Origin of the sequence: Paenibacillus sp. FSL M8-0212 (genome assembly GCF_038004645.1) — a bacterium.
Classification (GTDB): Bacteria; Bacillota; Bacilli; order Paenibacillales; family Paenibacillaceae; genus Paenibacillus.
The window spans coordinates 4,452,524-4,476,991 of record NZ_JBBORP010000001.1 but is presented as its reverse complement, the minus strand read 5'-3'; the positions used below and the strand labels follow the sequence as shown (position 1 = coordinate 4,476,991).

At 45.8% G+C, this 24,468-nt stretch carries 19 protein-coding genes and 1 pseudogene; 9 read left to right on the top strand and 11 right to left on the bottom strand.

The window, feature by feature from the left end:
• Positions 1-52 precede the first annotated feature (52 nt).
• Positions 53-892, top strand: a complete 840-nt coding sequence (locus tag MKX68_RS19740; protein WP_340913847.1) for an alpha/beta hydrolase — start codon at positions 53-55, stop codon at positions 890-892.
• Between the two features lie 136 nt (positions 893-1,028).
• Here the strand turns inward: MKX68_RS19740 and MKX68_RS19735 are convergent, their stop codons facing one another.
• From MKX68_RS19735 to MKX68_RS19710, 6 genes are all read right to left on the bottom strand, one after another.
• Positions 1,029-2,390, bottom strand: a complete 1,362-nt coding sequence (locus MKX68_RS19735; protein ID WP_340913846.1) for an amino acid permease — start codon at positions 2,388-2,390, stop codon at positions 1,029-1,031.
• A gap of 1,032 nt (positions 2,391-3,422) precedes the next feature.
• The gene (gene sigK, locus MKX68_RS19730; protein ID WP_090915017.1) at positions 3,423-4,121 is read right to left on the bottom strand and encodes an RNA polymerase sporulation sigma factor SigK; all 699 of its coding nucleotides are present in this window, start codon (positions 4,119-4,121) and stop codon (positions 3,423-3,425) included.
• 129 nt (positions 4,122-4,250) lie between these two features.
• Positions 4,251-4,430, bottom strand: coding sequence for a hypothetical protein (locus MKX68_RS19725; protein ID WP_340913845.1), 180 nt, complete (start codon positions 4,428-4,430; stop codon positions 4,251-4,253).
• A 220-nt stretch (positions 4,431-4,650) separates the two neighbouring features.
• Positions 4,651-5,598 carry an alpha/beta hydrolase gene (locus MKX68_RS19720; protein WP_340913844.1) on the bottom strand — a complete coding sequence of 316 codons (948 nt, stop codon included), beginning with the start codon at positions 5,596-5,598 and terminating at the stop codon, positions 4,651-4,653.
• A 403-nt stretch (positions 5,599-6,001) separates the two neighbouring features.
• A complete protein-coding gene (locus MKX68_RS19715; protein ID WP_340913842.1) occupies positions 6,002-7,249 on the bottom strand; it encodes an MFS transporter in 1,248 nt (415 codons plus the stop codon).
• A 26-nt stretch (positions 7,250-7,275) separates the two neighbouring features.
• Entirely contained in the window at positions 7,276-8,202 is a 927-nt protein-coding gene (locus MKX68_RS19710; protein ID WP_340913841.1) for an ADP-ribosylglycohydrolase family protein, read from the bottom strand.
• A gap of 506 nt (positions 8,203-8,708) precedes the next feature.
• On the opposite strand from MKX68_RS19710, the gene MKX68_RS19705 reads away from it, so the two are divergent.
• Positions 8,709-9,377 (top strand): HAD family hydrolase, encoded by a 669-nt coding sequence (locus MKX68_RS19705; protein ID WP_338588075.1) that lies wholly within the window; start codon positions 8,709-8,711, stop codon positions 9,375-9,377.
• Positions 9,378-9,425: 48 nt separating this feature from the next.
• Complete coding sequence (locus MKX68_RS19700; RefSeq protein ID WP_340913840.1) at positions 9,426-10,598, top strand: mannitol-1-phosphate 5-dehydrogenase; 1,173 nt, start codon at positions 9,426-9,428, stop codon at positions 10,596-10,598.
• Positions 10,599-10,842: 244 nt separating this feature from the next.
• Here the strand turns inward: MKX68_RS19700 and MKX68_RS19695 are convergent, their stop codons facing one another.
• The 3 genes from MKX68_RS19695 to MKX68_RS19685 all read right to left on the bottom strand — a co-directional run bounded on the left by MKX68_RS19695 (position 10,843) and on the right by MKX68_RS19685 (position 13,268).
• Entirely contained in the window at positions 10,843-11,733 is an 891-nt protein-coding gene (locus MKX68_RS19695; RefSeq protein WP_339790001.1) for a hypothetical protein, read from the bottom strand.
• 142 nt (positions 11,734-11,875) lie between these two features.
• On the bottom strand, positions 11,876-12,529 hold the full coding sequence (locus MKX68_RS19690; protein WP_338588078.1) for a YkyA family protein: 654 nt from the start codon (positions 12,527-12,529) through the stop codon (positions 11,876-11,878).
• 37 nt (positions 12,530-12,566) lie between these two features.
• Entirely contained in the window at positions 12,567-13,268 is a 702-nt protein-coding gene (locus MKX68_RS19685; protein WP_338588079.1) for a polysaccharide deacetylase family protein, read from the bottom strand.
• A 429-nt stretch (positions 13,269-13,697) separates the two neighbouring features.
• Between MKX68_RS19685 and MKX68_RS19680 the strand changes: the two genes are divergently transcribed.
• Entirely contained in the window at positions 13,698-14,642 is a 945-nt protein-coding gene (locus MKX68_RS19680) for a DMT family transporter (protein WP_338588080.1), read from the top strand.
• Between the two features lie 63 nt (positions 14,643-14,705).
• Positions 14,706-15,542, top strand: coding sequence for a sulfurtransferase (locus MKX68_RS19675; RefSeq protein ID WP_340913838.1), 837 nt, complete (start codon positions 14,706-14,708; stop codon positions 15,540-15,542).
• A 109-nt stretch (positions 15,543-15,651) separates the two neighbouring features.
• Here the strand turns inward: MKX68_RS19675 and MKX68_RS19670 are convergent, their stop codons facing one another.
• The gene (locus MKX68_RS19670; RefSeq protein WP_340913836.1) at positions 15,652-16,629 is read right to left on the bottom strand and encodes a DUF5050 domain-containing protein; all 978 of its coding nucleotides are present in this window, start codon (positions 16,627-16,629) and stop codon (positions 15,652-15,654) included.
• 232 nt (positions 16,630-16,861) lie between these two features.
• On the opposite strand from MKX68_RS19670, the pseudogene MKX68_RS19665 reads away from it, so the two are divergent.
• Positions 16,862-17,531 (top strand): annotated as a pseudogene (locus tag MKX68_RS19665) (sulfurtransferase); the annotation flags it as partial.
• Between the two features lie 24 nt (positions 17,532-17,555).
• Entirely contained in the window at positions 17,556-17,678 is a 123-nt protein-coding gene (locus MKX68_RS19660) for a hypothetical protein (RefSeq protein WP_340913834.1), read from the top strand.
• A gap of 116 nt (positions 17,679-17,794) precedes the next feature.
• Here the strand turns inward: MKX68_RS19660 and MKX68_RS19655 are convergent, their stop codons facing one another.
• Entirely contained in the window at positions 17,795-18,040 is a 246-nt protein-coding gene (locus MKX68_RS19655; RefSeq protein ID WP_340913832.1) for a hypothetical protein, read from the bottom strand.
• A 435-nt stretch (positions 18,041-18,475) separates the two neighbouring features.
• Between MKX68_RS19655 and MKX68_RS19650 the strand changes: the two genes are divergently transcribed.
• Together MKX68_RS19650 and MKX68_RS19645 are read left to right on the top strand one after the other, a co-directional pair.
• The gene (locus tag MKX68_RS19650) at positions 18,476-23,449 is read left to right on the top strand and encodes a discoidin domain-containing protein (protein ID WP_340913830.1); all 4,974 of its coding nucleotides are present in this window, start codon (positions 18,476-18,478) and stop codon (positions 23,447-23,449) included.
• 319 nt (positions 23,450-23,768) lie between these two features.
• The gene (locus tag MKX68_RS19645; protein WP_076332250.1) at positions 23,769-24,215 is read left to right on the top strand and encodes an OsmC family protein; all 447 of its coding nucleotides are present in this window, start codon (positions 23,769-23,771) and stop codon (positions 24,213-24,215) included.
• Positions 24,216-24,468: the final 253 nt, after the last annotated feature.

The following is a 24,468-nucleotide window of genomic DNA, read 5'->3' as shown; positions in this document are numbered from 1 at the left end:
TTTTGGAGAAATAGTTTGATATCAAACTATTAGTTTAGAGGAGGTTTTTGGTATGATGGACTACACTCAATTATTACCGGAACATGAGATAAAGAAGATCGGAGAACATGATTTACACTTGGAAATATTCGAAGGAACCCGGCCTCATGACGAAGAAACAACGACCAAGAAGCCCCCACTGCTGTTCGTTCATGGTGCATACACAGGCAGCTGGATGTGGAGCAAATATATCTCCCACTTTGTCCAGCACGGTTGGACCTGTTATGTCATGAACATGAGAAGTCACTACAAGAGTCGGGTCATGGACATGACAAAGATTACGTTTGAGGATTATTTGGAGGATATTCGTGAAGTGTTAGCCGAGTTCAACGAACCTCCCGTTCTCATTGGCTTTAGCATGGGTGGGATTCTCAGTCAAAAGATTGCAGAAACCGTTACCCTGGCAGGCCTGGTTGTGATTGACGCCAGTCTGAGCAAGGAAGTCCATGAGCTAATCCCCTACCCGGAAAGCAATCGTATCACACCCGGGATCATCATGCCTGCACCTGTCCGTGATGAACTGACCAGTATAGATGAGACGGCAGAAGACATTGCTTTTCAGCGAAAATATCTGCAAACGGAGTCTGCGAAGGCATTTGCTACCTTTTCAGTTCTGTGTGGAGCCGATGGAGTATCCATTAATGGTGATCTGATCTATTGTCCCAGCTTGGTGATCAAAGCTGTTTCCTCTGAAGACGAAGATCGGAGAGGCAAATTAACTGCCAAGCAGCTGCATGCCGAATATGCCGGACTCTGGGATACAACACATACGGGTTTACTGGTAGGCCAACGGTACATGGAACCTGTCGAACTCATCCTTGGATGGTTGAACAGACAGCATCTTTTGAATTAACGGAGAAAATTTCAAAATAAAGTAAATATCATATTAAAACCTCCTTCCTGCCTTTCATTAAGGCTGCAAGAATATAAAAAATATAAATACCCGCCCAATCTAATTGGACGGGTCTACTTATTAACAAAGCTAAGTTCTACTGTCTGTTACTGCTCAAGTTTCTCTTTTTGAGAAGGTAGATCCCCGCAACCAGGATAAACCACACCGGCGTGACAAATAACGCCACTCGCGTGTCCTCAGCCAAAGCCAATACTACCAGCACAAATGCCAGAAAAGCTAAGATCAAAACGTTCGAGAACGGATAAAGTGGCAGTTTGAAGCGGCTGCGACTCGCCAGTTCGGGCTGAGTACGACGATATCTGAGATGACAGATCACCATGATGCCCCAGACAAAGATAAAACACACGGTAGACACGCTCGTGATCAGCGTAAATACGCCTTCTGGCATGATATAATTCAGAACAATTGCGATAAAAATAACAATCGTGGAGAAAAACAACGCGTTGGAAGGAACCTTCCTGTTATTCAGTCGTGCAAACGATTCGGGTGCGTTGCGATCCTTTGCCATGGAGAACACCATACGGCTTGTACTAAAAATCGCACTGTTACACGCTGACGCTGCGGACGTTAGCACCACAAAGTTCACAATTCCAGCGGCGGCCGCAATACCTACAGCTGCAAACACTTGTACAAACGGACTTTCAGTAGGCACAATGGCGTTCCACGGGTAGATACTCATAATAATCAGCAATGCACCAACATAGAAGAGTAAGACCCGAATCGGAATCTGGTTAATCGCTCTCGGAATAACCTTCTCCGGGTTCTCCGTTTCCCCCGCTGTGAGTCCCACCAGTTCCATGCCTACAAAGGCGAACACCACCATCTGGAACGATATGATGAACCCATGCAGTCCATTCGGGAACCATCCCCCATGACTCCACAGATTGGTGAAGCTCGCTGGACCCTGATCCGTTGTAAAACCTTTGAAAATCATATATAAACCAACAACAATGAGTGCCAGAATAGCCACAACTTTAATCAGGGCAAACCAGAATTCCATCTCACCAAACAACTTGACCGTTGCCAAGTTCATGATCAGCAAAATGACTAACGCAATTAACCCTGGCATCCACTGAGGTACATTTGGAAACCAAAACTGCGTATACAATCCAACGGCCGTAATATCAGCCATGGCAATGGAGATCCAGCAGAACCAATAGGTCCAGCCTGTAATAAATGCCGCCATATTTCCCAGGTAATCACGCACAAAATCGACAAAGGAATGATACTGCAAGTTGCTTAACAGCAGCTCCCCCAATGCACGCATGATCAGGAACAACACCACACCCGTAATGATGTAGGCCAGCAAGATGGATGGCCCTGTCAGTTGGATCGTTTTGCCTGCTCCGAGAAACAGACCTGTACCGATCGCACCACCTATCGCCATCAACTGCACATGCCTGTTCTTTAATCCCCTTGTTAACGTTTCTTGCTGCATGATCAACCACCACTCTCTTTCTGCAAATACTCTCTACGATGCAAAATATTATTACTCATCATATAATAATCTGCTCAGAATACATATCCCTCATTTATATATTTTTTTGCACAGCAAAGAGGATGTACCATAAGTCATGGATATGACGGGAGACATCCTCTTTATTGTGTTATTTTGTTTTAATGAACCTGACACACGCTATTCGCTCCCATTTCCCCAGATCTGAGATCTAACGAATCACAGAGACGCTATTTCGTCGATTCACTGGATTTTTTAGGTTTGGAAGTCCATTTATGATGAAATAGCGCTACTGAGGTTCGTTAATTCTTGTAACCGTTGATAATCTGCCTTTTAAGGTGCGGTAGGTTCGTTAGCGCTTGGGCGAGGCGGAATCCCTTTTGAGACTCCCTGATTATGTACACATTTATCATACATACCTAATGAAATATATTAAAATATAAACCAAGCTTAGAACGGCAACGACTAAAAAGGCAATGGCTAATGAACGTTCGGTTTTCCAAACTCGAATAGCATTAGCAACACTAATCATCAATAGCGCAATCAAGTTAATATTACCCGAGTTTGATTGGAACATGTTAAAAACGATCATTATAAATCCTACGATCCAGATTAACAAAAACCACAGTGGAGTTTTCCGAAAAAGCTGCTTCATTATGATTTACTCCTTTTAAATTAAATTGATCTGTGTATAAGATATTCTTCAACAGGAATGAAAATTCCTTTATTTAGGTTATAATCCCAAATAATTAATACTATTCAGAGCCAATTTTAAGCATCTTCACAGTAAAAAGGGCTCCCGATAAAGGCGCCCTCTAATCTGTTCAGCTATTCCGCTTGCCTTATTCAATCTGTTCTGAGGATATCGATCAATGTAATTTCATTGCCCTCTTTGTCTGTACCAACTTCAGAACGCGCAGTGTATCAAATTTTCGATCTTAATGCATCTCCCTACAAATGCGGAAGGTTCAGAAAGCACCATCTTTTTAACGAAAAGTGCTATCTATCCAGCAACTATTTTTGCTTATAAAACTCATGATACAGCTTCATTAACGCCCGTTTCTCAATACGAGATACATAAGAACGTGAGATGCCCAGTTCCTTCGCAATTTCGCGTTGAGTTCGTTCCTCCCCGCCTGCTTCCAGGCCAAATCGACCGATTACAACTTCCTTCTCCCGGTCATCCAGGATATCTAGATTGCGATAAATTTTGCTTTTTTCAATCTTAAGCTGTACCCGATCTACAACATCATCAGCTTCTGTGCCAAGGATATCGATTAATGTAATTTCATTGCCTTCTTTATCCGTACCAATGGGGTCGTGCAGAGATACGTCTTTGCGTGTTTTCTTCAGGGAACGAAGATGCATCAAAATTTCGTTTTCAATACATCTCGCGGCAAATGTGGCAAGCTTTGTGCCTTTGCCTTGTTGAAAACTTTCGATCGCTTTAATCAAACCAATGGTTCCGATGGAAATCAGGTCTTCCTGATCTTCACCCGTATTGTCGAACTTTTTGACGATATGCGCGACGAGGCGCAGATTGTGTTCAATGAGCAGATTGCGAGAGTGAGCATTGCCTTCAGCCATAAGGCGCAAATGTTTGGCTTCATCATCCTCAGCCAGTGGCTGGGGGAACGCATTATTTTTGACATACGAGACGAGTAACGTTAACTCTTTAATGAATAGAGCAATTGCGGTAAACAATCCGGGCACAGATGACACCTCCTGCAGTTTTACAACGATCTGGCCTGAGCACATGTGGGAACAGGGTCGATCTATTGTATGTAGGCAGAGGCCCAGAAGTGCACGTACACTTGAAAAAGGGATGATCTCGCGAAGATTTCACAGACTCACAGAAACAATGGAGCCCACCCGCTGAAGCAGGAGAAATTCTTTTTCCACACTTTCGATAAAATACTTCTTTTCACCAAATAGGACAACATCATTCTGGGCTAATGAAACTTCGCTTTTAAAATAGATCACATTGTCCGTTTCACGGAACGCACCTTTGTAATAAAACATCATACCCCTCTCCTTCATAACACTACCTATGTAATCAATTAAACCATTACTTACACTCTCATTAACCCTATCCGCAAAAAATAAAAATACCTCATATGTTCCATTCCGATCACTTGATTCATAACAAAAACCCCAGCCCTGTACAAAACAGAACTGAGGCTGCGGCTCATCCAATATGAATCCCAGTAAATTTCCGAGAATCCCTATGAATACCGGTTAATCACTTGAAGATTCGTTGTGAGAACTGATACAAGCCGCTGTTCCAGACAGATGGTTCATGTCCACCTACATCCAGATACCAGGTATGCGGAATGTTCATGCTGCTCAAGCCGTTTTTGAAATTCTGGCTGACCCATAACAGACCATCACTTGATCCACAGGAGATCCAGAGCAATTTGAGTTGGCTAGCAACTTGTCCCGGGTTGGAAACCAGCTGCGATACAGATTGCGTATTCGGTGCAGCCGAGAAGGCCCCTACCCAGGCGAAGGTATTCAGATTTTTCAAACCAAAGTTAAGCGACTGCCCACCACCCATGGACAGACCGGCCAACGCACGACTATTCTTGTCTTTGTACACCGGATAATTGGCCTCGATATGAGGAATCAGATCCTTGAGCAAGTCTTGCTCAAATCGTTCAAACGCAGCCACCTTGTCTGGAGCAAAAATGTCACCAACTGGACGATCGTCCTTCATGGCACGGCCATTCGGCATGACAACAATCATATCTGACAGCTTACCTTCAGAATACAGGTTGTCCAGAATGTTCTTCGGTTTCATGGCGTTTACCCACTCATGCTCATCTCCACCGATACCGTGCAAGAGATACAGGACGTTATACTTTTTATTCTGTGAATATCCTGGCGGTGTATACACCGTCGCTTTCCGTGTATTGCCTACCGTTGTGGAATAATAGGAGATCAGATTGGTATTGCCGTGTGGAATATTGTTTCGATAGGCATCATAACCCGGCGGTGCAGGCACAACCGGAGTGTTAGCCAGCGCATTTTGCCCCGAGTTATCCATGGTCCCGGTCACTCCCTGATCGATCATCGCCTGAATGGGGGTTGGAGCTGGAGTTTCCTGCATATCGGCTGCAGACGCCATCGTTGGTACAAGGAGTGCTGCTGTGATGGAGAGACTCAGAATCTTGGACAGACGTTTTTTCATCAATATCAATCTCCTTTGGAATATGATTTTCAACCGTGTACAAACCTCATAACAGGTCTTTCAGATACACACAAAACCTTAATTGAAAGCCCTTACATTTTAAAGTAAAGTTCCTCCTTTCCACGCATGAATACGGACCGCCATCCTTTGCCTTTCCCAATATGGAAGTAAAGAATCACGATCCATAATTTACAATGAATTCCAATTACAGCTTTATTATATCACCTCCCAAGACTTGTACATCATCAAAAAACTTAAATAAATATACCTTATAGTTTAAAAAGTATACTTCTGTACACCACCATACCCTCTATTCGCTTCCTCCACTTCGGATCTCACATGAAATAAAAAAGCCTCAACTCTCCGTGTTCAACGGAAGAATTGAGGCGAACCGATTCCATTTTCAGCTTGCCGACGCTGCTTCTACTACCTCAACAATCTCTGGCCCATGATGTTTACGATCCATGAACAGACTGAAGAGCAGTCCTAGCAAACCCAATCCGGCAATAACTGCCGCATACAAAGGTACGGATATAAGACCCGTGTGGGTAATTGCATACCCGCCCAGATAGGCACCACCTGCATTCCCCAGGTTAAATGCGGAGTGACTTGATGTTGTTGCCAGCAGTGGCGCTTCGCGGGTCATATTCATGATTCGAATCTGCAATCCCGGCATGATGCCAAAAGCTGCAACGCCCCACAAGAATATAGTGATTACAGCAAGATAAGGGCTCTCCAGGGTAAGCGTAAGTGCAGCCAGAAGCACCGCCAGTATCCCAAAATTGACGATTAGGGAAGGCATCAGCTTCCAGTCCGCCAGACGGCCGCCAACCATGTTCCCTAAGGTAACGCCGAAGCCAAAGAGCACCAGAATCCAGGTCACATTCTGTTCGGCAAAACCACTAATGTCCACAAGCATCGGCGTGATGTAAGTGAACACGGCGAATAAACTTCCACATCCCATCGCTCCAACAAGCAGAACCAATAATACTTGGGGACGAACCAAATTTCGAAATTGCTGTCCGAGATTTGCTGGTGCTCCTTGCGGGAGCACGGGAATAAAACGAATGATGCCAATCAACGAAATGATGCCCAAGATCGTAATCGCCCCGAAAGATGAACGCCATCCAAGCTGTTGCCCGATAAACGTACCAAACGGAACACCAATAATATTCGCAATTGTAAGCCCTGCAAGAACAACGGATACTGCTCCTGCCCTTCTCTCGGGTGCAACAAGCCGCGTTGCCATGATTGAACCTACACCGAGGAACGTACCATGGGCAAATGCCGTTAATATCCGTGCTGAGATTAACAACCCGTATGTGGGAGCAATCACAGATAATGCGTTACCGATAATGAAAATGCACATAAGCAGCACCAGCAGTTTCTTCTGTGGAATCTTGTGTGTAAATACGGTTAATATCGGGGCACCTACCGCTACACCCAGCGCATATCCCGTAATGAGTTGTCCTGCCTGTGGAATGCTTACATTCAAATCTGTTGCTACATTGGGCAGCAGGCCCATAATAATAAATTCAGTCATACCAATCGCAAAAGCTCCAATAGTCAAGCATAACAGGGACAATGGAAACGCCCCTCGTTTACCTGACTGTGAAACCTGTGGTTGTATTGTGTGTCCAGTCGTGCTCATAGATGTTCTCTTCTCCTGTCTCTTAATCAACGATGTTCTGTCGCCTTCAACCACAAGGCATCTGTTAGTTGTTCGAACGTTTCACGCATAGCCAGCTTGTCCCGCCAGTGTGCCGGAATACCACTCAGTCCATAATAAGCACCTGCAATCTGCCCATACACCGCACCTGTAGTATCCGCATCATCACCCAGATTCACAGCTAACAATGCGCCTTCTTCAAAACTTGCCGACTTATGGAACGCCCATAGTGCTGCCTCAAGTGAACGAACCACATAACCACTGCCCTTAATTTCGGGCGGTTCTTTCCTCTGATAGGAGCCCCTAACAACCTCTTCAATAGCAGGTGAAAAAGAAACCTCTTCTCTCCACTGTCTGCATGTCTCCGGCATCAGCATGACGTTTTTGTCCGCTCCGCGCAGACCGGCAACAATTATGGCGGCCAGCACTTCACATGCTTCCACGCTTTCCGTTGCAGCATGTGTTGTACGAGAGCTCAGTCCAGCATAGTGAACCGCCTCGTTTGGTTGATTAGCGTAAGCCATCACGACAGGTGCAAGCCTCATAATAGAGCCATTGCCTGCCGTCATCGGGTCAGTTGATCCGCTGTAGGCTTCCCCAGTTACCTCAAACCTCTCCAAGGCACTTCGGGTGGCCCCGCCGATATCAAAGCAATCGCCTGTGCTGCTCATATACCCGACCTTGTACCAATTGACGTATCTGCGCATCTGATCCGCAGGATCAAAGTCTGCCTTGCGTACCAAACTTTCTGCCAGACATAGAGCCATGGATGTATCATCTGTCCACTGCCCTGCCTCCAGCCCGAATACGCCGCCACCCACGATATCCGTTACGGGTTCAAACGTGCCCGGGCTGCTGAATTCCACGGTAGTTCCGAGCGCATCACCCGCTGCAAGTCCGATGAAGCAGCCATTGAAACGGTCTTTTTGCAGCATCCTTATCTTCCTCCCTTACTCCATATACTTTCAGAATCTTTCTTCCATTCTCCCACAGGGCCTGATCCGGCGTAAAGCTAATAAAATCCAATCAATTAAGCTCCATTTCTTCTATTATAAAAGTGTCGAAAGCTGTTGAACGGCCAGATTATCAAATTTTCATAAAAAAAGTTTTATTTTTTTGAGCTGTAAAAACAGTTTATTCAGTACACCGCTTACATGCAAAAGGGTTAACGGTTTGCAACGTTCATCATTTTCTGAAAACAAATCACACATGTGAAAATTTTCAATGTAAACAATCATGACGCGCTTGACCCCTAGGTTTGTCCTATGTTACGGTTTTATTAGCTTCAAACGCATATTTTTTCCCAAATTAATATTCATTTTCGATTTACTGCGTCAACTAACTTCCCGCAGGTTAATGAATATACGGAAATGAATTTGCAGAAAATTTTCATTCGTTTTTTTTATTCCCAAACTAATTCTGAAACAGGAGGAACAAATTTATGATTAAGGCACTGGTATTTGATTTCGACGGAACGATTATTGATACAGAGACAGCATGGTATATTGCTTTTCGTGATGCTTACAAGGAACATGACGTGGATCTAACCCTGGAGATGTATTCACAATGCATCGGGACCAGTCTGAAAACATTTAATCCGTATGAGTACCTCATCACAGATTTGAATCTTCCGATCGATCGGGAAGCGTTCAGGGAATCCGTTCAGTTGCAGCACGCTGCATTGATGAACAAAGAGAAGGTTCGTCCTGGTATTCAGGAATATCTCGAACAAGCACGTGAAGCCGGACTGAAACTCGCTGTAGCATCAAGCTCCAAACGGGATTGGGTTGAACAGCATCTGGAACAACTGAAACTGAAAGATTATTTCGAAGTTATTTGTACCGCAGATGATGTTGCCAATGTGAAGCCTGACCCGGAACTCTACAATCAAGCGCTTGAAGCCCTTGGAGTAACTGCAGACGAAGCCGTAGCGATTGAGGATTCACCTAACGGCGCGCGTGCAGCTGCTGCGGCTGGTATGCACTGCGTAGTCATCTCGAATACCATCACAGGAACACTGGAATTCGATATGCCTCACCAACGGCTGTCTTGCTTGACTGACCTCGCATTTAACGATTTGATTTCGAAGCCACTCGTCACTACCGTCTAAAGGTCTGCACGAATTTCGCGATTTAATCCTTAAAGGGGGAGTTCACACATGAAAGCTGTACATTTTGGTGCGGGCAATATAGGCCGCGGTTTTATCGGTCATATGTTGTCCGCTTCCGACTACGAAGTCTGCTTTGTCGCACGTAACCCGAAGAAAATCTCCATGCTTCAAGAGAGACAGGAATATCCGATTACACTTGCCAACAGCGAACAGGATACAACGATTGTCAACAACGTGACGGCTATCAATGTGAGTGAGCAGAATCTGGTTGCTGAAGAGATCGCTTCAGCCGATGTGATCACAACCGCGGTGGGTGTATCTGCACTCGGAGATATCGCCGAACCTATCGCCAAAGGCATTCAACTTCGCATGAAAAACAATATTCAGGCTCCACTGCATATTATCGCTTGCGAGAATGCTATCGGTGGTAGCACCCGGCTGAAGAAACGCATCTATCCATTTCTGGATGAACAAACTCGCAAAAAAGCCGAACGTTATGTTTCTTTCCCCAATGCAGCTGTGGACCGGATTGTTCCGGCTCAAAACCACAAAGACCCGCTGCAGGTCACTGTTGAACCTTTTTACGAATGGGTCGTTCATCGTCCAGCACTTCTGGATGGATTTAAGAAAATAGATGGCGTCCACTATGTGGATTCGCTTGAACCTTATATCGAGCGTAAAATGTTTACGGTCAATACAGGCCATTGTGTCGCCGCATACTTCGGCTATCTCGAAGGATTCAAGACGATCCGCCAGGTGATGAGTAATTCCACCCTTCGGGCCAAAGTGCGCCATGTTATGGAAGAGACCGGTCAGATGCTTATCCAGAAGCACGGATTCAACGCTCAGAAGCATAACAAATATATCGACACCATACTGGAACGCTTCGCCAATCCCAACCTGACGGATCAGGTCACCCGGGTCGGACGTTCCCCCCTTCGCAAGCTTTCGCCTCATGATCGGCTTGTTCGCCCAGCGCTGCAGGCCAGTGAATTCGGAATTGAAATTCCTCATTTAACTTCTGCTATGGCGGCCGCAATGCTGTTTAATGACAAACGCGACGAGGAAGCCATGAAGCTACAACACATGATTCGCGAAGATGGCGTCTCTGCCTTTATCCGTGAACGCATGGGAATTCCCGACGAACATCCCGTTCATCAGAATGTAATCGCCCGCTATCAGGAACTCAGAGGGCGTAAGGAATCGACTATACTAACCTGAGTAACGGATCAGGGCATGGGTTCGATCCTGCAAACTGAATAGAAGCACGGCCAAGAAGCCGGGAGGAACCTATGCAGCGCATCGCTCCTTCCGGCTCTTTGTCTATGCACGGCACGGTACATCCTATCTATATTGCAGTAACGTTAATAAAACAGCGCATCTCCTCTCTCAAGGAAACACGCTGTTTAGGGAATCTTTTTAATTTACTACATCGTTTGGCTCAGCCTTGAGGCTCATCCCTTTTCTACTCATTCATAATGGAATTGAGAGATGCGTATGCCATGGGCAGGAAACCTTCCGATGGTTCACCAATAGGTGCTTGGATGTGGAAAATGTAACCATTGCCGTCCAGTTCTTTGACAATAAAATACTCTGTTTTCTTATCATTCTGGGACATCATGTACAGTTGCGCATCCTTCATCGGGCCGTTGCTGAGTTGTTCAGCCGTTAACTGCTTCACTTCTCCGGTCTCGGACAACTCTTCCTTGGCATCCATCTTCAGTGCATCCAGATTGTAATTCGCCGGCAGCTTCTCAATCTCTACCTCATAATCCGGATCAATCTTCATTGTTAATTCATGGTCTTCCACATCAAAAGCCATCGGTTCAAACACATACAGTGAATAACCTTTCGCTTGTGCCAATGTCACTGGGCGTTTCTCGGTCATGCCTTCTACCGTCACTTCCAACTCTGATGTCTTCGGACGATCGGATGTTACTGTACCGCCTGCATTGGAACCGTTATTGTCATCACTCGATTCCATCTTTGCAATCTCTGTAAGTACCAACTGTTTCGTTGTTGCATCAATCGTTTTCTCTACATATTTGAAACGAACGGAATCTTCGTCATCGATATCATCCAGAGACTTCTGCAGATCTTCGCTCACCTGGAATGACATCGGCTTCTCATTCACTCGAATCTCAACGGTATGCGGATCAGCCCATCCAGTCAGAATACCTTCTGCTTCTATTGCAGCACTTTCATTCGGTTGTTGCTCCGGTGCTGGTGACTGTTCTTCCGTATTATTCACTGGTGGCTGTGCAGCAGGATTACTGTTCCCACAGGCCACAAGCGAGAATCCCATAAGTAAAACCAGGAGTGATGCACTGACTTTCATTGTATTTCCTTTTCGCATATGAACACCTCCGTTAGCTTATACGCAATGATGCTTGTCCATGTTGCTTCTCATCCATTGGCTTGGCTGTATACTAGTACTTACACGGGAGACAGGCAGCTCAATCATGCAAAATGTCTGAACAGGTGCTGAGTTTCTCGACTTAGCTAGCCTGATCCATCTGTACCAGTTTCGCATTAGCTCCGTTAAATGCTTTGGTCTGAAGGTTAAATTGCTTTCGGAATTCAGCAAGCTTCGCATATTCGCTATTCCGTACCCGAATGGCTCGTTTAAGCTTAACCAGATTAGGTTCTGCACTTTCTCTCATCAGATCATACAACTGCTCATCGGCACTCAGACTCAACTGATACGAAGCAACAAAATTTTCCAATGCACGTGCTCTTGCTTCATATTGATCCAGCACCTTTTCAGCCTGTGCCAACGTTTCTTCTTTTTCGAATGATAGTTCTTTCAATGAACTGCGCAGGGCCACCGTCTTCTCGTTGGTCAGTTTCATGGCCTCTTCCGCCTGCTTCAACAACGTTCTTCGTTCATGAATATGACCTGCTGCCTGATCCAATAGTGCTTCGAGATCACTATTTTTGTTCTTGCCTTTGTCCAAAATAGACTTGTATAACTTCATATCTTCCTGCTCATGACTGGCCAGCGTCTTCAAACTCTGATCGATCTCCTGACCGCTGAGCACCAATTGGTTTACCTGATTTGCCGCAGGCTCCTGCGGATCTCCACAACCACTCGCCAGCAGAATTAGCAATACACTAACTGCCGCAAGCGCCACTTTTTTACTCGTTAGCACCCAAGTCCTTCCTCTCTTGCATCATCTTGTTGTTATATTACAAGCGGCTATCTCCGCTAAAATTGGCTACCCAGTGTGCATCCGGATCGTATACTTCGAACTCGTAACCTCGATCTTCGAGCAGCTTCAGAATACGTGGCAAAGCCTGAACCGTCTGCTCCCGCTCATGCATCAGAATCACTTCCTTATCCCGATGTACACTTTTGCTCACGCGGGCCACAATTTTGTCCGGCTGACCGGGAAGATTCCAATCCAGTGAATCTGTCGTCCAGTCCCACATTTTGAACCCGGCCGCTGCAATGTCACCTCTGAACTTTTCACCGATCTGTGGACTGCTGCCATAAGGTGCACGAATAAGATGAGGTGTAAAACCAATCAAGTCTTGCACCATCTTCTGCTCTTTCTTGAACTCTTTCACAAAGTTCGCAGAGCTGCCGCTCTTATACAGCTTTTTATAGTTATGCGTTATGCTGTGAAGTCCAGGGTAACTGCCTTCTTTCAACAGCCGTTTCACTGCCTCTGGATGCTGGTTCAACTGACGTCCGATCATGAAAAAGGTAGCCTTCGCCTCATGCTGCTTCAAAATATCCAGCAGTTGTTCCGTATATTCAGTTGGGCCATCATCAAACGTTATGTATGCCAATTTGCGAACCTGACCCTGGAACCGTACCGGCTCCTCCTTCGCATCCGGAGTAACTTGTATCATGCCGAGCTTGGCGGGCTGTTCGATTACAGTCATTGGAGGCGGCGCCACAACGCTTTTGATCCAATGCGTCATGCCAAGGAATATATATGTTATACCGGTAACGAACAGTACCAGGAGCATTAGAGCTATGCTAATCCTTCCATACCGGATTTTTCTTCGTTTATGTGTTTTCGTGCGACTTGTGCTAGGCGGAATACTTCCACGTTCTCCCGCTCTCTCTTGTTGGACTCTCACTTTCATGCCACTTCCTTACTTTCATTTTTTCCCGATTATTGGTAGATTATCTCGTTTCATGTCTCTATATAGAAGATTAATAGAAAAATGGATCGGGAGAATGACAGAATAGTTACAAGGCCGGTTACAATCTACTTATCTATTCGTTCTCTTTATCTTTCCTGCGGTTACCTTCTCCTGTATAATGAAGTGATTTACGCTATCAGACTTCAAGAAGGAGCTACACCCATGACAAGCTTGAACCGTGCCGGCAGATCCATCTATCTGTTATTTTTTGTCGGCATTATCGCCATTTCTTTTTCTTCGATCTTTGTACGTTGGTCTACCGCAGATGTTGCGGTCATTGCCATGTACCGTCTATTTTTGACCAATCTGCTAATGCTCCCGTTTGTCTGGAAATACAGACACGAGATGATGCGTCTGAGCTTACGCCAATGGGGCTTGCTGCTTGCATCCGGTGTGATGCTGGCCCTTCATTTCCTGCTCTGGATGGGTTCGCTGCGGCTCACCAGTGTTGCCAGTTCCACAGTTATTCTCGCGCTGGAGCCTATACTGATTCTTGCCGGTTCGGTATGGCTGTTCAAAGCCAAAATTAACCGCATGATGATTATCGGCATGGGCATCGCCCTGTTTGGATCAATCGTCATTGGCGCAGGAGATTTCCAGTTGGCAGGTACTGCCCTGCAAGGTGATATACTGTCTTTGCTTGGCACAATTGCAGTCGCTGTCCATATGCTGCTGGGTCAATTTTTGCGAGCGGGACTTAGTGCATTCTCGTATAACTTCTGGGTGTTCTTCGTAGCTGCTTGCACGCTGGCGGTATATAATCTGATCATGGGCCATCCGTTCGGAGGTTACGCTGCGTCAGAGTGGGGAATCTTCCTGCTGCTCGCCATTGTGCCAACGATCTTTGGACATTATCTCTTCAACTGGCTGCTTCAATATATGAATGCCACAACGGTATCCATGGGCGTACTTGGGGAACCCGTATTCTCTTCCTTACTGGCCTGGATGCTGCTCGGCGAATCCCTCACTGCATTACAGATGTCTGCCGGGGTTGTCATTATATTCGGGGTATGGATCTTCATTCGATATGGTAAAACCAAACCTCAACCCATTCCTGCTGACGCTCCTATCGCTGGCAAAGGGCCTGTTGAACCTACCACGGTATAACGTATTTTTTCGTAATGCATAGTTATAAACGACTCTACCACTCTCATAAGGCGGTGTATTTTAATGAAAAATATTGTATCCATGCGCTGGCTGCTCGCCAGAATGTATGAACCGGATGTGGTCATTGCAGATTGCCGATTCTTGCTCGGTCAGCCGGAGGCTGGAAGACAAGCCTATGAAGCTGGACATATTCCAGGAGCTGTCTATCTCGATTTGGAAAAAGATCTGTCTTCTCCTGTGTCTGCGCACGGAGGACGTCACCCGCTTCCTGATCCGGCTGTTCTCGCAAGTCGTCTCTCCAAAGCTGGCATCGGCTCCAATAGTCGTATTGTTGCTTATGACGATCAAGGCGGGATGAATGCATCTCGTCTTTGGTGGCTGCTGCGCTACATCGGTCATGAACAGGTATATATCATGGACGAAGGTTTCTCCGCTTGGAAAAACGCCAAATTCCCTGTGACCACGGATGTGCCAGTTCAGATCCCGGCATCTTTTGAGGCGAACGTACAGCCAGCCATGCTGGCAAGTGTTGAAGATGTTCAACAAGCCTCGGCAAGTGGCAGCTCCGTGTTAATCGACTCTCGCGATGCTCGCCGCTATGCGGGTCTGGAGGAGCCGATTGATGCCAAGGCCGGACATATTCCGGGTGCGGTGAATTATTTTTGGAAAGATGTGTTGGATTGGGATGGACGTTGGACAGGTACTGAGGTGTTAGAAGAGCGTTTCAGTAAGCTGGACAAGGATGGTGCAATTATCGTGTACTGCGGATCAGGCGTGTCGGCTTGCCCAAACGTGATTGCACTGGAAGAAGCGGGATATACGAATGTGAAGCTGTATTCCGGGAGCTGGAGCGACTGGATTAGTTATGAGGAGAATCCGGTGGCGACGGGGGAAAAATAAAATAATTGTAGGAAAGTACAAAAAGCCCACGCTCACCGTGGGCTTTCACTAATGTCTAAAATCTCTTCTTCAATAGTCTATCTGTTTTTTCATGGATCAGGGCTAATTATTATTTTTTCACTTTCCCATCAAATCCAACCTTATACACGGTATCTTTCTTAAAAGATAGGACTGCAAAACCACCCTCTACTTTCCCCAAAAACTGATCATTAGTATCCAAAGAAAGCAACTTGTTCGTTTTACCAGTATAGCGACTATAAACATGTATATCTGTCTTAAAATTGCCTACGTCGTCTTCGGCCTTAAAAGTTGTATAATAGAACTTATTATCGACATATGCTACTGGGTCAAGAGTATACTCCTTCGAGACAAATGTTGTCTTTCTAGTTCCGTTCGGATTTACAAAGACACCTATATAACTGTCATTATAGCGTCCTTCCACCACCTCCGAAAAAAACAAAACATCACCATAAAATTCGTATGCCGAAACACCTTTTGAGGATATGACCTTAGCTCCTGTACCATCTTTCTTCATACGATACAATTTGTCATTATCATAGTTTTTATAGTATATATACCCTTTATTAATCGTGATAAATCTATCAATTCCCATATCGTTAAAAGGAGGTTTAGACATAACAATCTTTTCCTTTGTGCCATCTGTTCTCATTGAACCAAAAGACAAAGGGGTTTGAAAATCCTCGTCGCCTTTTCTCCTTTTCAAAAAGTAAATCGTATCTCCTACAACATCAATACTTGAAAAATCTGGATCTTGGCTTATATAAGTAAACGCTGAACCATCTTTTTTAATTTTAGCGATCTGAAAAAACCACTCATCTGTCCCGTCCGATACCAAGAAATATATCCACTCTCCAGCCATTTGTGAATCTCGAACATACTTAGGATAAATAGACTTTGTTGTGCTTTGGTTATCTGTGAATGTCGTAACGTTAATTCCAAAGAATCTGCTAAACTCATTTTCACTATCCCAAACTAGAGAATCTTCAGAAGCTCCTGTCCCATATGCAGGTACTACTCCAAACAACATAATCACACTTAACAACGCTATTATATACTTTTTTCTCATCTAACTCTCCTTAAAATATGTATTTTTCTACAGTCATTATTGTAAATTGTATTTACATATAACACAATCATTCCCTATCGATTCTGATTTCACTTTCAAAATTCAATATAAATTATTGCTGGCAGAGAAAAGTTTTTTCCTGTATATGGCCAACTTTGGTGCAGGCATGGGTGTTCTGATGATCGATTCCTCCAATACCCCTTCGTTTGACCGCTGGGAAGGGAACTTGTAACCCATGGGATTTGCGCACGGAGGACGTCACCCACTTCCTGATCCGGCTGTGCTCGCAAGGCGTCTCTCCAAAGCTAAATTGCTCCAATGCACTCATTATTGCATACGATGACCAGGGCGGCATGAATGCCTCAAGATTGTGGTGGTTGCTTCGCTACATCGGTCATGAACAGGTGTATATCATGGACGAAGGGTTTTCTGCTTGGCAAAATGCCAAGTTCCCGGTGACCACGGATGTGCCGGTTCAGATCCCGGCATCTTTTGAGGTGAACGTACAGCCAGCCATGCTGGGAAGTGTTGAAGATGTTCAACAAGCCTCGGCAAGTGGCAGCTCCGTGTTAATCGACTCTCGCGATGCTCGCCGCTATGCGGGTCTAGAGGAACCCATTGATGCAAAGGCCGGACATATTCCGGGTGCGGTGAATTATTTTTGGAAAGATGTGTTGGATTGGGATGGACGTTGGACAGATACTGGGGTGTTAGAAGAGCGTTTCAGTAAGCTGGACAAGGATGGTGCGATTATCGTGTACTGCGGATCAGGCGTGTCGGCTTGCCCGAACGTGATTGCACTGGAAGAAGCGGGATATACGAATGTGAAGCTGTATTCCGGGAGCTGGAGCGACTGGATTAGTTATGAGGAGAATCCGGTGGCGACGGGGGAAGAAGACTAATTTTTATTCAATATACGGAGCTACTTGAATCGTCGAGCCTTGTTTGGCTTGCTGAGGAATATCGCTTTATACTTCAATATCGCCACATTTGCTCTGGCTGCACTCGTACTGCAATTTAATCTTCAGCAAAAGGTACCAAGATATTAATATCTTTTGTAGTTATGTTAGTTGCAATTTGAGGAAGAAGCGAAGAACCTGGCTGAATTGACTTCGGCTTTTCCAGCCCATTTTCATAACGGGCTGGAGAAGCCGGATATACGAAATTAAAGCTGTATATCATTAGCTAGATGACTTTTGACTCCCAACATTATTAAGTATGAAGCTCCTTCAGATCGGCTGTTTACATGTCCACTTGTCATTAAATCATCTATAATATTCATAACATCATCTGAAATAGGAACTGAAACGACATTTTTTTGTATAAGACCTTCAAGCATAGTTTCATCAATCAGAACTCCCATTTGCATTTTACGTTCAAGCTTTTCTTCCGTAGCTTTTTGAATATCCATTTTTCACACTCCCTCATATCGACATTACATTATTACACGTAATTTATAAAATCATTAGGTCGCGTTTCTCCCCCAAAAATCGAGTAAAATTCTTCGCAAGTTGATTCCTGTGATGTTTTTTCCTATAACACGAAAAGAAAACATTTTATTGCTATCGGACCGTAATCCCAATTCAGCATTTCATAGTTGCACACCACGCTTACCTCATGTAGGACATATGTCTCCTTTTCTACGAAAACGATTAAAAAATCTTTATAATCCACACAAAATTTTCGATATACAACAAATGAACATCCGCATATCCCATGTATGCATCCTGAAATCTACCTCAGAAATGTGGCACGGGAGAACAGAACAATACATATAACAGGTGGTTAGGAAACAGAGAAAGTTCTGTCTGGTTGAAAGGCAGGAACTAACAAAGGAGTAGAAGATATGAAGGGACGAACGAGTCACAAACGAAACACACGCAGCATCTGCGTGAACTTGCTGTTATCCATGCTATTGTTGGTCAGCAGCTTGCCGCTATGGCCTAGCAAGGCAGCAAACGCTGCTGCAGAAGGGTCATATCTCTTATCCCTGAACAGACCGGTGTATAGCTCCTCATCTCTTGGTGGGAATACAGCCGATCATGCCGTGGATGGCAACAAAAATACCCGGTGGGAAAGTGTGTGGCAACAGGATCCTCAGTGGATCTATGTTGATCTGGGTGCAGTTGCTTCCATCTCCAACATCTCGATTGAGTGGGAAAATGCCTATGCTTCCACCTTCGACCTTGAAGTGTCGGATGACGAAGTCAACTGGAAGCAAGTGTACTCCACAACGAAGGGTCAGGGCGGTCTGACAGAAGTGGAGGTTTCCGTCAATGCACGATATGTGCGTTTGTTCAGTCATGAACGGGCGCAGCAAGCCTATGGTATTTCTCTGTACGCGTTCGATGTGTATGGAACGGGTGGAGCAAACCCACCTCCAAAACCAACTGCCGCCAACCTTGCTCTTGGTAAATCGGTTATAGCGTCGTCGGAAGAGATTGACGAACCTAGCCGCTCCGCCGAAGACAAGGCCAAGATGGAGAAGCGCGATTATGAAGCGCGCAATGTGACAGATGGTGATCCAGGTACACGCTGGTCTTCCATATACAAGGATCAGGAATGGATTGTTGTGGACCTTGGTCAACGTCAGGAAATCGGAGAAATTTCTCTGCAATGGGAAAATGCGTTTGGACGTGCTTACGACATTCAGGTATCCGACGACGCAAAGCAATGGACTACGCTGTACCGGGAGTTACACAGCAATGGAGGACGGGATGAAATTCCTGTATATTCAGAAGCCAGATATGTCAAGCTCGCAGGTCATGGCCGAGGTACAACCAACGGTTATTCACTCTATGCCTTTGATGTATATGAGTATATTCAAGGAGATGAAAAACCGGTCTACACCATTCCGTCTATCCCGGAGATGAGCTCGGTACAAGTCGGAGCTGGCAGTTATGCCATTAATGACATCACGATGCTGCAGCCGAAAAACCCTAAAAATCGCACAGCTGACATCACCGCCCCGATTCCATCCAATGACTGGTGGCAATCGATTCTCGTCTCGGATTTAGGAGATGGAAACAGTCTGGTCACGCTCCCATTCAAAAATCGATACACCAAACAGGGGCTTCATATTTTGAATCCTGGTGCTGGATACGTTTCTGCTGATGGCAACTCGATGGATGCAGACGGTGAAGCAGACCTCATCCTGACAACAAGTGATATGAACCCAGCCAAGGTCAATACCAAGATCGCAGGATACGGGGATTACTCCGCTAACATCATCATGAGTGATGATGACACGGCAAAGGTCAATACAACCTTTGTAAAAGGCTCCCCTTTCCTGTACAACACGTTTGAGAACCCGGACACCATCCTGATTCGTTCACCGAACATTACACGTCTCTTTGATGATCAAAACCGTGAGATTGTGTTGCAGGATGGGGAATCATGGACAGGAGATCATATCGGTGTAGAAGTCACCAATCAGGACAGAGCGCCTTCGCCGCAAACTTTTACAAGAAACTACGGTCTTTATGCACCTGAAGGAACCACATTTATAAAGCTGGGCAATACACTTAAGATTAAGCTGGGATCAAGCGAAAATTATTTGTCGCTCGCTACCCTGCCATCTGCATCAGAATTAGCATACTATTACCAACACGCCTATGCTTTTGTAACGGATACGAAGGTCGATTACGACTATAACGAGAGCACTTCACAAGTTACAACGACCTTTAACTCCGTTACACAAACGAAGCGTGCCAACTTTTCCGCCGACACATTAATGGCTTTGTTCCCGCACCAGTGGAAACTTGCAACAACTCCACTCACGGAGCTCGCTTATCCTTCTATTCGTGGAATGATGATAGTGAGCGAAGGCAACAGCTTTACGACACAGGATCGTTTCTACGGAATTATTCCGCAATTTGTGGAGCCGGATGATCCGACATACTCACGCGCGCAATTAATCAGTTATCTGGATCAGCTTGATGCAGATACGTCAGGCAATTTAATGAGCGAAGATCCCTACTGGCAGGGGAAAAAGCTTCATCCGCTTGCACTAGGTGTGCTCATTAGCGATCAGCTTGGAGATCAGGAACGTCGGGACCACTACCTGTCCCTGTTAAGAAGCATTTTGACCGACTGGTACACCTATTCACCGGATGAACGTCTGCACTCCTATTATTTCTATTACTCGGAGCAATGGGGAACGATCTTCCCTTATGGAAGCGGGTTCGGGGTCAATACCGGACTGACGGATCATCATTTTACGTATGGCTATTACGTCTTTGCATCTGCGGTGCTGGCTATGTATGATCCAGCTTTTGTACAGGATTATGGCGATATGGTTGAACTGTTGATCCGGGATTATGCCAATCCTTCACACACAGACGATCAATTCCCATGGATGCGTAATTTTGATCCTTATTCAGGTCATTCCTGGGCGGGCGGTTATGCCGACAATCGCAGCGGAAACAATCAGGAAGCTGCAGGTGAAGCTCTGTTCAGTTGGGTCGGACAATATATGTGGGGCGAAGTAACGGGGAACAAAGCCTATCGCGATGCGGGCATCTGGGGCTTCGTCACAGAGGAAAAAGCGGCTGAGCAATATTGGTTCAACTACGATGGGGACAACTGGCTGGAAGGATACAAACACGCTACCGTAGGGCATGTATACGGCAGTGCTTACCTGTATGGCACGTACTTCTCCAACGAGGCCGAGCATATTTATGGCATTCACTGGTTGCCGCCCGCAGAGTGGATGACCTATTATGGTCGTGATCCGAAGAATACCGCCGCACTATACAACGGTCTGATCAAGGATCTTGGTGGTCAGCAGGAGCAAACATGGCAGCACATCATCTGGCCATTCCAATCCATCGGGGACCCGGAGACTGCTCTTGCAAAGTGGGATACAAAAGAGATGCAGCAAAACGAAGTCTTTAACGCCTACTGGTTCATGCATAGCATGGCATCCACAGGAACACGTACCATGGATATTTGGGCAGATTCTCCCGCAGCAACCGTATACAAAAAGGACGGTGTCTACACGGCGCAAATCTGGAATCCGTCAGATACCGCCAAAACGGTTCGTTTTTATAATGCAAGCGGAGCTTTGGGTTCAGCTACCGTCTATGCGAAAGCTCAAGTGAAAGTCAATCCATTGGAGCATACAGTAGTCAAGCAGCCAGATGCTTCACAAGGCGTCACCTATCTGGATCGCAGTGAATGGACGATTACGGCCTCTTCCAGTTCGGAAGCAGTCGAACGCATGATTGACGGAGATTTGACTACCCGCTGGTCATCTGGACAAACGCAACAGCCTGGAGACTGGCTCCATATTGATCTGGGCAACGAGCAGATGATGGACACACTTTTCATGAACTCCGGCAACAGCGGAGGTGATTATGCCCACGGGTATGAAGTTTACGTTTCGAAGGACGATGAAAACTGGAGCAAGCCAATTGCACAGGGAACAGGCTCTTCTCCAAGCCTGTCCGTCGATTTGGGAATGCAGACCGCACGTTATATCAAAATTGTATTGACTGCTCCCGCAGACAGTTGGTGGTCCATCTCGGAACTCAAGCTCGCCCGATTTGGAAAATTGCCTCAGACCCCTGAGTATCCAAATCCAGCTCCGTCGTCCGATCGCTCAAACTGGATCGTGACCGCTTCCTCCACGCAAGGAACGGATGTCACGGCTCACATGCTTGATGGAAATAAAGACACATTATGGACGAACGGGCGAAAGCAAACGAGCGGACAGTGGATTACGATTGATCTTGGGGAAACGAGTGCTTTTGACGCAGTAGAGCTGGACCCGGGGAACGCGAAGGATGACTATCCGCGGCAATATCGCATTTTCGTTTCCGATGACGGGCAAAACTGGGGAACCTCTATTGCTGGAGGCGAAGGCGTGTCAGGACGTCTCTCCATCACCTTCCCTGAGCAGCAGGCTCGTTATGTGAAGATCATGCAGATGGGTGAATCCGATCAATGGTGGTCGGTCTCCGAGCTATTTGTTAATCACTATGGAACAGGAAAACAAAAACGTCTGCTTTCAGATGCATGGTCCGTCACAGCGTCTTCCGATGAGGAAGCTGCAACGGCGATACTGGATGGCTCGAACCAAAAACGCTGGACTTCCGGTCAGGCACAAACAGGCGGTGAGTGGCTTCAGCTGGATCTGGGCAATTCAGAGACAGTGAACCGGATTGTACTGGATAGTGCGCACAACAGTGAGGATTATGCTCGCGGTTATGAAGTATACACTTCTCTGGATGGCATGGATTGGGGTAAAGCTGTGGCTATGGGTGAAGGGAAAAATGCCTTGCTCTTCATTGCATTCTCTGCTCATGAGGCCCGCTATATCAAAATCGTTCAGACCGGAACGGATTCTCACTGGTGGTCTGTAGCTGAAATCGCAGTTTATACTGCCGATCAGACACCATGGGCACCCGGGGAACAGGATGATCTGCTGCCTACCGAACTGGATCGGACTTCTTGGACAGCTACAGCCTCCACGTCTGAAGACGTTGGTGCACTGCTGGATGATGATCTGAACTCACGCTGGACCTCTGCATCCGGACAACAAGCAGACCAGTGGATTCAGATCGATCTGGGAAGCATCCAGAATTTCAGCCGATTAACTATGGACTCAGGCAGCAGTACCAATGACTATGCCCGCAGTTTTACAATCGTCACTTCAACGGATGGCGAGCATTGGAATCCGGTTTCAGAAGCTGTGGGAACAGATTCTTTAATCTCAGCGACATTTATCAACCAGAAGGCACGATATGTCAAAATTGCTTTGACTACGGACAATACTGAGTGGTGGTGGTCTATTGCTGAATTGAAGCTGTACCATTGATACGCTGAATTCAAAACCATCAATTTTACGCAGTATTAAAAATCATTAATCTAAGGAATTAAATATTGTTCATCCAGCCACCTCTCTCCCTCAATTTTGCGGGACAGGGGTGGTTTTTTGGTAATCACCCGCTTCTAAATGTAATAAGCAGCCCGCCTAAGCAACTTTAGAGACCAGCATATGCTTCTTTGCGCTGTTCCCGAGATCAAAATATTGGGAAATCGAGGATTGACAGCGCAAGTTATCCAATCTAATATAATCTTAGCGGAAAACTATGAATAAAATCAGTATCAATAAACCCACTAAAGGAGACTACAAAATGGCTGCCCTCCAAACGTTTAAAGCATCTGCTCATCTGCAAAACGGAGTTCAAGTGAAAGTAACATCTCGAAACTTCGAGTTTATTATCGACGAGCCCAAAAACTTGGGTGGAACCGATACCGGCATGAATCCGGTGGAAGCTTTACTCGCCTCGCTGGGAGCATGTCAGTCGATCGTAGCTAGGGTATATGCGCCTAAATTCGGGGTGAATCTCAAGGATTTTTTTGTGGATGTAGAAGGCGATATTGACCTGGATGGCTTTTTCGACAAATCAGAGGTGCGTCCAGGCTATTCCGATATTCGGTACACATTCCGTATCAAAACAGATTCTCCCCAAGAGCAGGTTGAAGCATTTGTACAATTCCTGGAGAGCAAGTGCCCAGTTGGAGATACGTTGGCACATCCGGTTAATCTCAAGTTGGACAGAATTATCATCGAAAACTAAGCAGCCTATAACTACCGTGAAACCGGACTGATATTGAATTGCTAACCGTATAACATATTTAGATATAACAAAAGCCCGCGTTTTTCGCGGGTTTCTGGTCATAACCTAATAAACTCGGCTATAAACTTCGTTTGGCCCTTTGAGAAAATATCCTGTTCGAATTAAAGACACTCTCCTTATTCGTTTCCAGCAAGCGCCTTTCTGTACGATGCAGACATAAAGTGGCAGCTTTTTTTGATTCATGATAACAAAA